Here is a 12,836-nt window from a genome sequence, read left to right as displayed (position 1 = left end):
TTCGCCTCCACGGCGTTCTCCGGCTCGATGCTGCTCGCCGTCCCCGTCGCGCTCCTCGCGGGGTTCGTGTCCTTCGCGTCGCCCTGCGTGCTCCCGCTCGTCCCCGGCTACCTCGGTTTCGTCAGCGGGCTCGCAGCCTCCAGCGTCGGCGGACCGGGAGCGGCGCGTGGTGCCCGCGGACCGGTCCCCGGTCGTGGCAGGGTCCTGCTCGGGGTCTCGCTCTTCATCCTCGGCTTCGCCGTCGTGTTCGTCTCGATCGGCATCCTCACCGGGACGGTCGGGTCCTTCCTCACACGCTGGGAGGACGAGATCTCCCGCGTCCTCGGGCTCGTCGTTGTCCTCATGGGCCTCGCGTTCCTCGGAGCCGTCCCCTTCCTCCAGCGCGAGAGACGTCTGCACGCGAGCCCCGACGCCGGGCTCTGGGGGGCGCCGCTCCTCGGCTTCGCGTTCGGCCTCGGCTGGACGCCGTGCCTCGGCCCCACCCTCGTCGCGATCTACGCGCTCGCCCTCGGTGAAGGATCAGCTGCGCGGGGTGGCATCCTCGCGGTCGTCTACTGCATCGGGCTCGGTGCGCCGTTCCTCATCATCGCGCTCGGTCTGCAGAGCAGCAAGCGTGGCCTGGCCTTCCTGCGAACGCACCGGCTCGTGATCATGCGTGTCGGCGGTGCGCTCCTCATCGCGATCGGGCTCGCTCTCGTCACCGGCCTCTGGGGCGACTGGAGCCGCGCCGTGCAAGGCTTCATCGGCGGAACAGAGACGGTGATCTAGGTGACCACACCTTCCGGACCCTCGGAGCGCGACCGCAGGTACCACCCTGAGGGCATCGACGACTCCTTCTCCGACGACCGCTCCCGCGCGGCTGAGACAGCTGAGCCGGCTGAGACGGCTGAGACTGCTGAGACGGCGGGGACAGCCCGACCCGCGGACCCGGACGCCGCCGCCGCCGCGCCGCGGCTACCAGAGCTCGGCCGCGGCGGGCTGCTGCGCTTCGCGTGGCGACAGCTCACCTCGATGCGCGTCGCGCTCATGCTCCTCATGCTCCTCGCGGTCGCCGCGGTCCCCGGCTCGATCTTTCCCCAGCGCAAGCAGAGCCCCGCCGACGTCGCCCAGTACCTCCTCGACAACCCGACCCTGGGCGGGTGGCTCGACCGTCTGGGCTTCTTCGACGTCTACGCGTCCGTCTGGTTCTCCGCCGTCTACATCCTCCTGTTCGTCTCGCTCGTCGGGTGCATCCTGCCGCGCGTCCGAGCCCACTTCCACGCCTTGCGCAGCGCCCCGCCCCGCACGCCACGGCGCTTCGCACGCTTCCCTGCCACGGCGAGCTACGTGGCCGACGCCGACGACGTGTCGCCCGAGCAGGTGACAGCAGCCGCCGCCGCGCACCTGCGCGGACGACTGCGCTGGTTGCCGAGGTTCCGCGTGGTGGCAGCGACCGAGAGCAGCGGGGCCCTCGTCGTGAGCGCCGAGCGCGGCTACCTGCGCGAGACCGGAAACCTCGTCTTCCACATCTCGTTGCTCGGGCTCCTCATCTCGTTCGGTGCCGGCCAGCTGCTCGAGTACCGCGGCCAGGCGATCGTCACCGAGGGACGCGGCTTCGCGAACGCCGTCGTCGACTACGACACCTTCGACAGCGGTGCGCTCTTCCAGGAGGACTCGCTCGAGCCCTTCTCCATGACGCTCGACTCCTTCGAGTCGGTCTTCCGCATCACCGACGCCAAGGCCCAGGACTTCACGGCGAACGTCACCGTCCGCCAGACCGACGGGACGTCGCGCTCGGAGACCATCAAGGTCAACCACCCGTTGACCCAGTCCGGTGCCAAGATCTACCTCCAGGGCAACGGCTTCGCGCCAGACGTCGTCGTCCGGGACGCCGCAGGCGAGATCGCGTTCTCGGGCCCCGTGCCGTTCCTTCCCGAGGACGACGTCTACACGTCGCAGGGAGTCATCAAGATCCCCGACGTCTCGACCGGGGACCAGATCGGTCTCGTCGGGTTCTTCCTCCCGACGGCTGAGATCACCGAGGCGGGCGCACGATCGATCTTCCCCGACCCCATCAACCCGGCTCTCGTGCTCAGCGTCTACCACGGTGACCTCGGTCTCGACGACGGGGTGCCGCAGAACGTCTACCAGCTCGAGACCGACGGCATGACGCAGTCCGTCGACGAGGACGGCAGCCCCGTGACCCTTGTCGTCGGCAAGGGCGAGACCGTCGACCTCCCCGACGGGCTAGGGACGATCGAGTTCGCCGAGCTGCCGCGCTTCGTCGCTCTCGACCTGCGTCACGACCCGTCCCTCGTCTGGACGCTCGTCTTCGCGCTCGGTGCGCTCGCCGGAGTGAGCGTGTCGCTCTTCACGCCGCGTCGACGCGTCTGGGTGCGCGCCTCGGTCCAGGACGTGCCCGCCGGTGCAGGCCCGGACCCCGAGCGGCCGACCGGCGGCGAGACGCCGGTGCGACGTACAGTGGTCGAGGTCGCAGGCCTCGCCCGTGGGGACGACCTGGGCCTCCAGGGGGAGGTCGACGCGCTGCTCGCGCACCTGCCGGGCCGCAGCGCCGCAGACACCCACGACACTTCTCCGTCAGACCTTCGACCGTCGAAGCAGGAACCTGAAAGGCCGACCGATGAATCTCGGTGAGATCAGCGACACCCTCGTCTGGGGAGCCGCGACCGCGTACACGATCGCGATGGTCGCTTTCGCGACCGACCTCGCGCACGCCACCGACGCCGTCGGGCAGCGCAAAGCCAAAGAACGCGCATCGACGGCGGAGTCCGGCGGCTCACCGGAGTCGCCCGGGGGCTCGGTCGCCGTCCTCGACGCACCGCGGTCGTCCAAGGCGCTCGGGATCGCGATGTCGACCATGTGGGCCGGGTTCGCGATCCACCTCGTCGCCGTGGTGCTGCGTGGCCTCGCCGCGGGGCACGTCCCGTGGGCGAACATGTACGAGTTCTGGCTCACCGGCACCTTCGTCGCCGCGGGGCTCTTCCTCGTGCTGCAGCTGTGGCGCGACGTCCGGTTCCTCGGTGTCATCGTCTCGTTCATCGTCGTGACGTTCCTCATGATCGCGATCAACGGGCTGCACGTCGAGGCAGACGGTCTCCAGCCCGCGCTCCAGGACTACTGGCTCGTCATCCACGTCGGCGTCGCCGTCGCCGCGACCGGGGTGTTCACGGTCGCGTTCGCGATGAGCGCGCTCCAGCTGTTGCGCGACTCTCGGGACAACGGCTCGACGCTCCTGCACGGGCAGGGGACTGTCGTGCGCGGCCGTAACGTCGCTGCGTGGAAGGTCATGAACTGGCGCTTCCTCGACACGATCCCGACACCGGTCGCTCTCGAGGCGATGAGCTTCCGCATCAACGCCGTGGGGTTCGTCCTGTGGACGTTCACCATCATCGGCGGAGCGATCTGGGCTGACGGCGCGTGGGGCCGTCCGTGGGGCTGGGACCCCAAGGAGGTCTGGAGCTTCGTCGTGTGGGTCGTCTACGCGGCCTACCTGCACGCCCGGACGACGCGCGGCTGGTCAGGACGACGCGCCGCCTACTTCGTGCTCGTCGGGTACGGGTGCGTGATCTTCAACTTCACTGCGGTGAACATCCTCTTCAGCGGGCTCCACTCGTACTCGGGCGTCAAGCGCCCGACCATCTGAGCCCGACCGTCTGAGCCCGACCGTCCGACGGACCACCGATCTGCTGCCGAGGGCGCCCAGGGTGACCTGGGCGCCCTCCGTGTCAGGCGGGTGTCTCGTCGTCCCGTGTGTCGTCCTTGCGGAGGTCGTCGTGGAGGTCATCGGTCGGTCCGTCCGCGAGACCGTCACCGGTTGCGCCGGTCGGTCCGGCTGACTGCGTGCCGCCTGCTGTGCCGCTTGCTCCTGTGGCGTTCTTGCTCTGCTCGTCTCGTGCCTGACGGTGCTGCTCCTGGGCGAGCCGCCACAAGAAGTCCGGGTCGTCGTCCGGGGCGACGGGGCCGGTCGCGCGCCGTCGCGTCCGCCGCTGTGAGGCTGCGCCGCGCCCACGGGCCTGGCCGCTCTGCTCGCGAGCCGCCTGAGCGCGGCGCGACCGGCTGAAGGCGATCCAGGCGAGAGGACCGAAGTAGGGGAGGATCACGATGATGACGAGCCACAGCCAGCGGGGGATGTCACCACGGTCCTCAGCATCGCTGCTGGCGAAGTCGGAGAAGGCATAGACGAGAAGGCCGAAGGCGGCGAGGACTGCTAGGACGCGGGACATCTACCCACCCTAAGCGTTTACCCTGAGAGCGTGGCCCTGCTGAGATACTCCGTCCTGCGACTCGCGCTGCTCGTCGTGATCGCCGTGGTTCTCTACCAGGTGGGGATGCGGTCGATCCAGCTGGTGGTGGTCGCAGCGCTGCTGGCGCTCATGGTCTCCTACATCCTCCTCGGCGGTCCGCGAGAGTCTGCTGCCGTCGAGATCGCGGAGCGTCGCGCACGTCGTGCCGCCGGCGGCGAACGGTTCAGCCGGGGCATCGAAGACGACGCCGCCGCCGAGGACGCACGTATCGACGGAGCCGCTGCCGGTCCGTCCCCTCTGCCCGCAGACCTGGAGAAGCCCACGCACGCGACCCCGCAGAAGCCTGTCGCGACGACGTCAGATGGCGAGCCCGAGCGCGAGTAGCGCCCCGAAACCGAGCTCGTACATCCCTGTCGCGGCGAGGACCGGGACGAGCAGCTTTCCGCGAGCACCGGCGAGCACCGGGATGCTCAGGAGCGCCGCGGGCGGCACGAGCAGGAGGACGATGACGGCCCAGGGGTTCGCGAACGCGGACAACGCTCCGAGCAGGAGCGGGAGCCAGATCATCGCGACGTACGTGTGCCGGGCACGGCGGTCGCCCAGCCGGACCGCGAGGGTGCGCTTGCCGACGACGGCGTCGGTCGGGATGTCACGGATGTTGTTCGCCATGAGGATGGCGCAGGCGAGCAGGCCGACCGAGACGGCTCCGAGCACCGACGCGGCGGTGACCTGGTCCGTCTGCGTGTACGTCGTCCCGAGGACGGCTACGAGACCGAAGAAGACGAAGACGCCGACCTCGCCGAGACCGAGGTAACCGTACGGGTGCTTGCCGCCGGTGTAGTACCACCCGGCAGCGATCGACAGCACACCCACGGCAAGCAGCCACCAGTGGCCGCAGAGCGCCACGAGCGCGATGCCCGCGACCGAGCCGACACCGAACGCGACGAAGGCCGCGATCTTCACCGAGCGCGCCGGGGCGGTTCCCGAGGCGGTCAGGCGGAGGGGCCCGACCCGGTCGAGGTCCGTGCCACGGACACCGTCGGAGTAGTCGTTGGCATAGTTGACGCCGATCTGCAGGGCGAGGGCGACGACGAGGGCGAGGACCGCGAGCACGGGGTCGACGCCGTCGATCTGGGCGGCGGCTCCGGTGCCGACGAGCACCGGGGTCGCCGCAGCGGGCAGGGTCCGGGGTCGTGCGCCGGCGAACCACTCGGATGACGTGGCCATGAAGCTCCGTTCTAGCGTTCTGCAGCAGTGCTGTGCATCGGTCAGTGCTCGGTGGCGAGGTGTCGTGCCGCGAGCTCGGTCGTGGCCCTGCGGTCGACCTTTCCCGGTCCCCGGAGCGGGAGCTCGCCGACGAGGACGATCTCTCGCGGCGCGGCGGGAGCCCCTAGCGTATCGGTGACGCGGGCACGCACCTGCGGGAGGACGTCGACCGGGTCGGCACCGGAGGCGAGGGTGGCCACGGCCACGACCCGTGTGCCCCAGACCTCGTCGGGAACGCCGACGACGCACACGTCCCGCAGCGGACCCCACCCCACGAGGAGAGACTCCACCGCTGCGGGGGAGACGTTGACCCCGCCGGAGACGAGCGTGTCGTCGGCCCGGCCGAGGACACGCAGGGAGGGGCTCCCGTCGGGGGTGACCGTCATCTCGCCGACGTCGTTCGTCCGGAACCACCGCCGACCAGACCGGGTGAAAAATACTGCATCCGTCGCCTCGTCGTCGCCGTCGTACCCGTCGGCGAGGACCGGTCCGGAGAGCTCGATGCGGCCGTCGCGGACCTCGACGTCGACCCCGTCGAGCGGGGTGCCGTCGTAGACGCACCCGCCCGCGGTCTCGCTCATGCCGTAGGTCGTGACGACCCTGATGCCGGCGGTCCGGGCAGCGTCCAGGAGGGCCGGTGAGGTGGCCGCACCACCGACGAGGACGGCGTCGAAGGTCCGGGCTGCGACGAGGCCCGCGTCGTCACCGGACGCGGCGTCCTCGAGGACCCTGTGGAGCTGGGTCGGGACCAGCGCCGTGTAGCGGCGCGGCCCCGTCAAACCGCGAGACGCCGCGGAAAACGCCCGGGAACGGAACCCTCCGGCGAGCGGGAGGATGACCGCAGACGTGCCGGCGAGGACCGAGCGGGCGACCACCTGGAGGCCCGCGACATGCTCGGTCGGCAGGGCGAGGAGCCACTGCCCGTGACCGCCGAGCCGGGCTGCCGTGGCCTCGCCGGAGGCACGCAGCGCATGCCCAGGAAGGCGCACCCGGCGGGGCTCACCGGTCGATCCTGAGGTCGCGACGAGGACGCACGGTCCGGGTGTCCCGGACGGCACGGAGAGGACGTCGTGGACCCCGGAGACGAGCTCGTCCAGGGTGCGTCGGCCGTGCGCGGACAGATCGAGGTCTCGCGGCGCGCTGTGCCGCTCCGATGTGGCAATCACGGTTTCAGACTAGGCGCGCCCATAGTGTGGGTTTCACGAACCCGTCCCGGTGACCGACCCCGGGGCCGCTGACGATCTGAGGAGACACCCGTGCCGACCCCTTCCCGCGCGCAGCGAGGCGCTCGTCCGCCGCGTGCCGCACGGAACGTCGTGGCCGCCGGACTGTGTGCAGCCGCGCTCGTGCTCGCCGGGTGCTCCGACGACCCAGAGCAGCCCGTCCCCACCCCGACGATCGAGGTGACCCCGGCCGCGACCGCGAACAAGGTCGCACCGCCCGAGCCTGCCCTCCCGCTCACGTGGCCGCTTACCGGCGTCGAGGCGACCGACGTCGCCACCCGCCCGGCCGTCGCCGTGAAGATCGAGAACTCGAAGGACGCTCGACCCCAGACAGGCTTGGAGCAGGCCGACGTCGTGTGGGAGGAGATGGTCGAGGGCGGCATCACGCGCTACATCGCGGTCTACCACTCGCAGGTCCCCGAGGAGGTCGGACCGATCCGGTCCGTCCGCCCGATGGACTCGAACATCATCGCGCCGCTGGGCGGGCTCCTGGTCTTCTCCGGCGGGCAGCCGATCTTCGTCAGCTCCGTGAGCGAGGTAGGCCTCCAGGTCGTGAGCCACGACGCGGGCGCCTCAGGCTTCTACCGGACGTCGTCCCGCGTGGCCCCGCACAACGTCTTCGGGACTCCCTCGACGTTCCTGGCTCAAGCGGACGCTGAGCACTCCGCAGCGCCCGCGCCCGAGTTCGTGTTCGCGCGGGACGAGGCGCAGGCGAGCGCCGCAGCGTCCGGCGCACCGACGAACGCGATCTCCATCACCATGTCTGCCTACAGCCACCCGTCGTGGACGTGGGACGCGGCGTCGGGGACCTTCCAGCGCGCCGAGGCAGGGACGGCCGCGGTCTCGTCGACCGGCGCACGGTTCTCCGCGAAGAACGTCGTCGTCATGAACGTAGCCATGTACGACACGGGGACGGTCGATCCTGCCGGCTCGCCGGTCCCCGAGTCCGAGGTCATCGGGAGCGGCACCGCTCTCGTCGCATCAGGGGGAAGGTCGGTGGAAGCGACGTGGAGCAAGACAGACGCCTCGTCCCCGTTCGTGCTCACCGCGGCCGACGGGAGCCCGGTCACCCTGGCGCCCGGTCAGACGTGGGTCGAGCTCGTCCCCAACACGACCGGCTCGTTCTCGACGAGCTGATGACTCCTCCTGTGGGTGGACGCGCGGACCAGCGTCTCCTCCTGTCGTCGGACCAGGTCACGGTTCGGTCCCATCCTCGGGCCCGACGTGCAGAACGCCCTCGAGAGGGCACTGTTGAACCATGGTCGTTCTCTCTCACCCGCACGCCCGTCTGCCAGTCCCGAACGTCCGGTCCCGGTTCGGGGCCACTCTCGTCGCCTCTGGGCTGCGCGTCGTCCGGTCAGGACGCGTCGTGAGCCGCTCGGCAGGGCCGAGCGACCGCGGCGGCAAGCCCAGCCGTGCCGCGTCGGTCGTCCCCCTGCTCCTGTCCCTCGCCGGGCTCGTCGGGCTCGGGCTCGGCGCTGCGTACCTCAGCCGCGACCTCGTCGAGTTCATGGCCGGGCTGCTCTCGAGCACCTGAGCCCCAGGGCCGGGCGTCAGAAGTAGTAGGGGAACGCGGACCAGTCGGGCGCCCGGCGCTCGAGGAACGCGTCCCTGCCCTCGACCGCCTCGTCCGTCATGTACGCCAGACGCGTCGCCTCGCCGGCGAAGACCTGCTGCCCGGCGAGGCCGTCGTCGGCGAGGTTGAACGCGAACTTGAGCATCCGGATCGCCTGCGGGGACTTCGTCGCGATCGTCCGCGCATACTCGAGGGCCAGGTCTTCGAGGTCCGCGTGGTCAGCCACCTCGTTGACCGCACCCCACGAGTACGCGTCCTCGGCCGAGTACTCCCGCGCGAGGAAGAAGACCTCGCGCGCGCGCTTCTGACCCACCTGGCGTGCGAAGAGCGCCGAGCCGTACCCGGCGTCGAACGAGCCGACGTCGGCGTCCGTCTGCTTGAACCGTGCGTGCTGACGGCTCGCGACGGAGAGGTCCGCCACGACGTGCAAGGAGTGCCCGCCACCGGCCGCCCACCCGTTCACGACAGCGATGACGACCTTCGGCATGGTCCGCATGAGCCGCTGCACCTCGAGGATGTGCAGCCGCCCAGCCTGCGCCGGATCGATGTGGTCGGCAGTCTCGGCAGCCCGGCCCGACGCGTCGTCGGTCGTGTACCGATACCCGTCGCGTCCACGGATCCGCTGGTCGCCGCCAGAGCAGAACGCCCAGCCGCCGTCCTTGGCGCTCGGACCGTTCCCGGTGAGGATGACCGCCGCCACGTCAGACGTCATCCGGGCGTGGTCCATGACGCGGTGCAGCTCGTCCACGGTGTGCGGGCGGAAGGCGTTGCGCACCTCCGGGCGGTCGAACGCGATGCGCACGACCGGGAGGTCCCGCTCGGGAGCCGACGCGTCAGCCGACTCGTCGTCGGGCCTGGCGACCCCACGGTGGTACGTGATGTCGGTCAGCTCCTCGAAGCCGGCGACCGTGCGCCATCGTCGAGGATCGAAGGTCTCGGACACTGAGGTGGGGATCTCGCTCACCGCTCCACAGTAGGCGACGCCAGAGATGGCACGAACGTTCCTGAAACACCCAGTACACATCCCACGGCTAGCGTCGACAGCGTGCACCCACCACCACGCCGCCAGACCAGAGGAGTCGCGCGCCGAGACGCGATCGTCGCTGCCGCCGCCGCGCTCGTGCTCGAGGTCGGCCCAGCGGCCGTGACGCACCGTGGCATCGCCGCCCGCGCCGAGGTCCCGCTCGCGGCGACCACCTACTACTTCGCCTCCCTGGACGACCTGGTCGGCGCGGCCGGCGAACGACTGGCCCAGCAGTGGGCCCTGCACGCGCAGTCCGTCGCCGCCACGGTCGCCGGGCCCAGCACGGTCGACGAGCACGCGCGCACCCTCGCCGACGCGGTCCTGCCCGAGGGAGACGAGACAGCCGTCCGTGGCCACTACGAGCACCTCGTCTCCGCAGGCCGGAGCCGTGCGCTCGCAGCGGCCTACGCAGCAGGGCGCGCCGGGCTCGACACCGCCGTCGGGGAGCTGCTCGCCACGCTCGGTCTCACGCTCTCTCCCGAGCTCGTCGTGGCGCTCGTCGACGGGGCTGCGGTCTCCGCGCTCAGCGAGGGGCACGACATCCGGCGCCGCGCAGCCACCGTGCTGCTCCACGTGCTGCTGCCCGAGGGCACCAGCGCCTAACCTGGGGGCGTGCACGTCTACTCCACACCCCTGACCACCCGCTTCCGCGGCCTCGACGTCCGTGAGGGCGTGCTCGTCGACGGCCCTGCAGGGTGGGCGGAGTTCTCACCGTTCTGGGAGTACGACGACGCCGAGGCCGCCGCCTGGTGGGCAGCCACCGTCGAGGCCGCCGAGACAGGGTGGCCCGACCCCCTGCGCACCCACGTGCCCGTGAACGTCACCGTCCCAGCGACAGGACCAGAGCAGGCGCACGCGATCGTCCGTGCCTCCGGAGGGTGCCGCACCGCCAAGGTCAAGGTCGGCGAACGCGGCCAGAGCATCGGCGACGAGATCGCCCGCCTCGAGGCGGTGCGCGACGCGCTCGGACCCACGGGTCATGTCCGCATCGACGCGAACGGCGCCTGGGACGCCGACACGGCGGTCGCACGGCTGACGCGTCTCGACCGCGCCGCCGGCGGCCTCGAGTACGTCGAGCAGCCGTGCCCCGACGTCGCCGGGCTCGCCGCGGTACGCCGACGGACCGACGTGCTCGTCGCCGCAGACGAGTCCATCCGGCGGGCGGAAGATCCCTTCGCCGTCGTGCGGGCCGCTGCTGCCGACATCGTCGTGCTCAAGGTCCAGCCGCTCGGCGGCGTCCGCGCCTGCCTGCGTCTCGCCGAGGAGGTCGGGCTGCCGGTCGTCGTCTCGTCGGCGCTCGAGTCCTCCGTCGGGCTCGCCGCCGGGCTCGCGCTCGCGGCCGCGCTCCCCGCGCTCCCGTACGCGTGCGGCCTCGCGACGGCCCAGCTCCTCGTGCACGACGTCGTCCCTGACCCGCTCCTCCCGGTCGACGGCATGCTGGCGGTCCGGCGACCTGCGCCCGACGCGGCGTGCCTCGACCGCACCGATGCCCGGCGGCTCGCGCCGGACAGGGCGCGAGCGTGGATCGAGCGGGTGGACCGGGTCCGTGCCCTGAGCGAGGGACGCACCTCATGACGTTCTCGCCGTCGATCGCCGGGGCCCACGCGCTCGTCCAGGCCCTGGACCTGCTGGGGGTGCGCGACGTGGTGCTCGCTCCCGGGTCGCGCAGCGCACCGCTCGCGTACGCGTTCGCGGCGATGGCCTGGGCGCCTGCACCGGGCGAGCCGAGCGGTGACGGCACGGGCTCCAGCGGTGGCATCCGCCTCCACGTGCGGATCGACGAACGCGACGCGGGCTTCCTCGCCCTCGGTCTGGCTCGGGCCGGGCAGGCACGCGTCGCGCGGTCTGCGGACCCGTCGCGCCTCGCTCCGCCGGTGGCCGTCGTCACGACGTCCGGCACGGCTGTGGCCAACCTCCACCCCGCGGTGCTCGAGGCGCACCACGCCGGGGTCCCTCTGCTCGTCCTCACAGCCGACCGCCCGCACGAGCTGCGCGGCACGGGGGCGAACCAGACCGCGGACCAGGTGGGGATCTTCGCCGGTGCTGTCCGCCTCGGCGTCGACGTCCCTGCGCCGACCGGGCGGCCTGGCGAGCTCCAGGACCTGCGGGCGGTCGTGAGCCGCGCGGTCGCTGCCGCCTCGGGTGCGCGCACCCGCGTCCCAGGGCCTGTTCATCTCAACCTCGCCTACCGGGAGCCGCTCGCCCCGACCAGCGCCGAGCTCGCGGAGCTCTCTGCTCCGGCCGCACCGCAGGGCGAGCAGCCGATGCCGGGCGGCCTCGTCGCGGTCGCTCCGACGGTCGTCGGCACGGTCCTCGACCCTGACGGCGTCGCGGACGTGACCGCGACCGTCGTCGTCGCGGGGGACAGCGCCGGTGCCGTTGCGCGGGCGGTAGCCGAGTCCCGTGGCTGGCCTCTGCTCGCGGAGGCCTCGTCCGGCTCTGCAGGCGGTCCCAACCTCGTCGCTGCGCACCGGCTCGTGCTCGGCTCGCCAGCCCTCGTTGGTGCCGTCCGGCAGGTTGCGGTCTTCGGTCGTCCCACCCTCTCGCGGCCGGTCCAGTCCTTGCTCGCGCGGCCCGACGTGCGGGTCGTGGTCGTCGCGCCCGGCGCGGGCCAGTGGCCCGACGCAGCACGCGGCGCAGCCCACGTCCTGGCCGACGTGCCGCCGGCGTGGCTCGTCGCCGGCCAGACTGACGGCGGCGCGGGTGGTCAGTCCGGACCGGACGCGTGGTTGCGCACGTGGCAGTCGGCGTCGGCCATGGCCGCCGAGGTGGTCGACCGGTCCGTCGCGTGCGGCGCGGACGGCGATGACAGCGCTGACGGTGTCGGCGGTGCGGTCCGTCCGCTCGATGCGCTCCAGGTGGCCGCCATGGTCGCCCGGGTGTCTCAGCCCGACGACGTGCTCGTCATCGGATCGAGCAACCCGGTCCGCGACCTCGACCTCGTCGCGCGCTGGGCCGAGCCGCCGGTGGTCGTGGCGAACCGCGGCCTCGCCGGGATCGACGGCACGCTCTCGACCGTCCTCGGCGTCGCGCTGGGTCTCCAGGACCCGCGGGCCACGGCGGAACGCACCGGATCCGGCCCGACGGTCCGCGCGCTCGTCGGCGACCTCACGTTCCTCCACGACGCGGGCGGTCTGCTCGTCGGGCCGTCCGAGCCGACGGCAGACGTGCAGATCGTCGTCGTCAACGACGACGGAGGCTCCATCTTCGCGACCCTCGAGCACGGCCGGACCCAGGACCAGGCCCTCTTCGAGCGGGTCTTCGCCACTCCGCACGGTGCCGACCTGGGCTCGCTGTGCGCCGGGTACGGGGTGCAGCACGACCTCGTCGGCAGCGCCGAGCAGCTGGAGAACATGCTGGCGAACCCGCCGCGCGGGGTGAGCGTCGTCGAGGTCCGGGTCGAGAGGGCCAGCCGTCACCACAGCGCTCAGGACCTCGCGGCGGCAGTCGTCGAGGCGCTCTGAGCACGCCGGTGTCCCAGAACTCGCAGCAAATCCCCAGCA

General features: G+C 71.7%; 13 protein-coding genes. 9 read left to right on the top strand and 4 right to left on the bottom strand.

Features of this window, described 5'->3' with window-relative positions:
* Positions 1–27: 27 nt before the first annotated feature.
* From ATL42_RS10060 to ccsB, 3 genes are read left to right on the top strand one after another with little or no spacing between them, the layout of a single operon-like run.
* Complete coding sequence (locus ATL42_RS10060; RefSeq protein ID WP_098456494.1) at positions 28–768, top strand: cytochrome c biogenesis CcdA family protein; 741 nt, start codon at positions 28–30, stop codon at positions 766–768.
* Positions 769–2,634, top strand: coding sequence for a cytochrome c biogenesis protein ResB (resB, locus tag ATL42_RS10055; protein WP_098455222.1), 1,866 nt, complete (start codon positions 769–771; stop codon positions 2,632–2,634).
* Positions 2,621–3,643: a c-type cytochrome biogenesis protein CcsB gene (gene ccsB, locus ATL42_RS10050; RefSeq protein ID WP_098455221.1), complete on the top strand. Its 1,023-nt coding sequence runs from the start codon at positions 2,621–2,623 to the stop codon at positions 3,641–3,643. Before resB ends, ccsB begins: the two co-directional genes overlap by 14 nt.
* Before the next feature lie 82 nt (positions 3,644–3,725).
* Here the strand turns inward: ccsB and ATL42_RS10045 are convergent, their stop codons facing one another.
* The gene (locus tag ATL42_RS10045; protein WP_098455220.1) at positions 3,726–4,223 is read right to left on the bottom strand and encodes a PLD nuclease N-terminal domain-containing protein; all 498 of its coding nucleotides are present in this window, start codon (positions 4,221–4,223) and stop codon (positions 3,726–3,728) included.
* Positions 4,224–4,253: 30 nt separating this feature from the next.
* Between ATL42_RS10045 and ATL42_RS10040 the strand changes: the two genes are divergently transcribed.
* Positions 4,254–4,628 carry a DUF4229 domain-containing protein gene (locus tag ATL42_RS10040; protein ID WP_098455219.1) on the top strand — a complete coding sequence of 125 codons (375 nt, stop codon included), beginning with the start codon at positions 4,254–4,256 and terminating at the stop codon, positions 4,626–4,628.
* On the opposite strand, the gene ATL42_RS10035 is transcribed toward ATL42_RS10040, so the two are convergent.
* Together ATL42_RS10035 and menE are read right to left on the bottom strand one after the other, a co-directional pair.
* Positions 4,602–5,471, bottom strand: a complete 870-nt coding sequence (locus ATL42_RS10035; protein WP_098455218.1) for a 1,4-dihydroxy-2-naphthoate polyprenyltransferase — start codon at positions 5,469–5,471, stop codon at positions 4,602–4,604. The two genes, ATL42_RS10040 and ATL42_RS10035, sit on opposite strands and share 27 nt — an antisense overlap.
* A 41-nt stretch (positions 5,472–5,512) precedes the next feature.
* Positions 5,513–6,676 carry an o-succinylbenzoate--CoA ligase gene (gene menE, locus ATL42_RS10030; protein ID WP_245862406.1) on the bottom strand — a complete coding sequence of 388 codons (1,164 nt, stop codon included), beginning with the start codon at positions 6,674–6,676 and terminating at the stop codon, positions 5,513–5,515.
* 90 nt (positions 6,677–6,766) lie between these two features.
* On the opposite strand from menE, the gene ATL42_RS10025 reads away from it, so the two are divergent.
* Positions 6,767–7,870, top strand: a complete 1,104-nt coding sequence (locus ATL42_RS10025; RefSeq protein ID WP_245862404.1) for a DUF3048 domain-containing protein — start codon at positions 6,767–6,769, stop codon at positions 7,868–7,870.
* A 121-nt stretch (positions 7,871–7,991) separates the two neighbouring features.
* The gene (locus ATL42_RS10020) at positions 7,992–8,270 is read left to right on the top strand and encodes a hypothetical protein (protein ID WP_098455217.1); all 279 of its coding nucleotides are present in this window, start codon (positions 7,992–7,994) and stop codon (positions 8,268–8,270) included.
* A 16-nt stretch (positions 8,271–8,286) separates the two neighbouring features.
* Here ATL42_RS10020 and ATL42_RS10015 read toward each other — a convergent pair whose 3' ends face one another.
* Positions 8,287–9,273, bottom strand: a complete 987-nt coding sequence (locus tag ATL42_RS10015) for a 1,4-dihydroxy-2-naphthoyl-CoA synthase (RefSeq protein WP_098455216.1) — start codon at positions 9,271–9,273, stop codon at positions 8,287–8,289.
* An 81-nt stretch (positions 9,274–9,354) separates the two neighbouring features.
* Here ATL42_RS10015 and ATL42_RS10010 point away from each other — a divergent pair, with 81 nt between their 5' ends.
* From ATL42_RS10010 to menD, 3 genes are read left to right on the top strand one after another with little or no spacing between them, the layout of a single operon-like run.
* Positions 9,355–9,936, top strand: a complete 582-nt coding sequence (locus ATL42_RS10010) for a TetR/AcrR family transcriptional regulator (RefSeq protein ID WP_098455215.1) — start codon at positions 9,355–9,357, stop codon at positions 9,934–9,936.
* Between the two features lie 9 nt (positions 9,937–9,945).
* Positions 9,946–10,908 carry an o-succinylbenzoate synthase gene (locus tag ATL42_RS10005; protein WP_098455214.1) on the top strand — a complete coding sequence of 321 codons (963 nt, stop codon included), beginning with the start codon at positions 9,946–9,948 and terminating at the stop codon, positions 10,906–10,908.
* On the top strand, positions 10,905–12,797 hold the full coding sequence (gene menD / locus ATL42_RS10000; protein ID WP_098455213.1) for a 2-succinyl-5-enolpyruvyl-6-hydroxy-3-cyclohexene-1-carboxylic-acid synthase: 1,893 nt from the start codon (positions 10,905–10,907) through the stop codon (positions 12,795–12,797). Before ATL42_RS10005 ends, menD begins: the two co-directional genes overlap by 4 nt.
* Positions 12,798–12,836: the final 39 nt, after the last annotated feature.

This window comes from Sanguibacter antarcticus (genome assembly GCF_002564005.1).
Lineage (GTDB): Bacteria > Actinomycetota > Actinomycetes > Actinomycetales > Cellulomonadaceae > Sanguibacter > Sanguibacter antarcticus.
The sequence above is the reverse complement of the archived record's forward strand: the minus strand, read 5'-3'. Positions and strand labels throughout refer to the sequence as shown.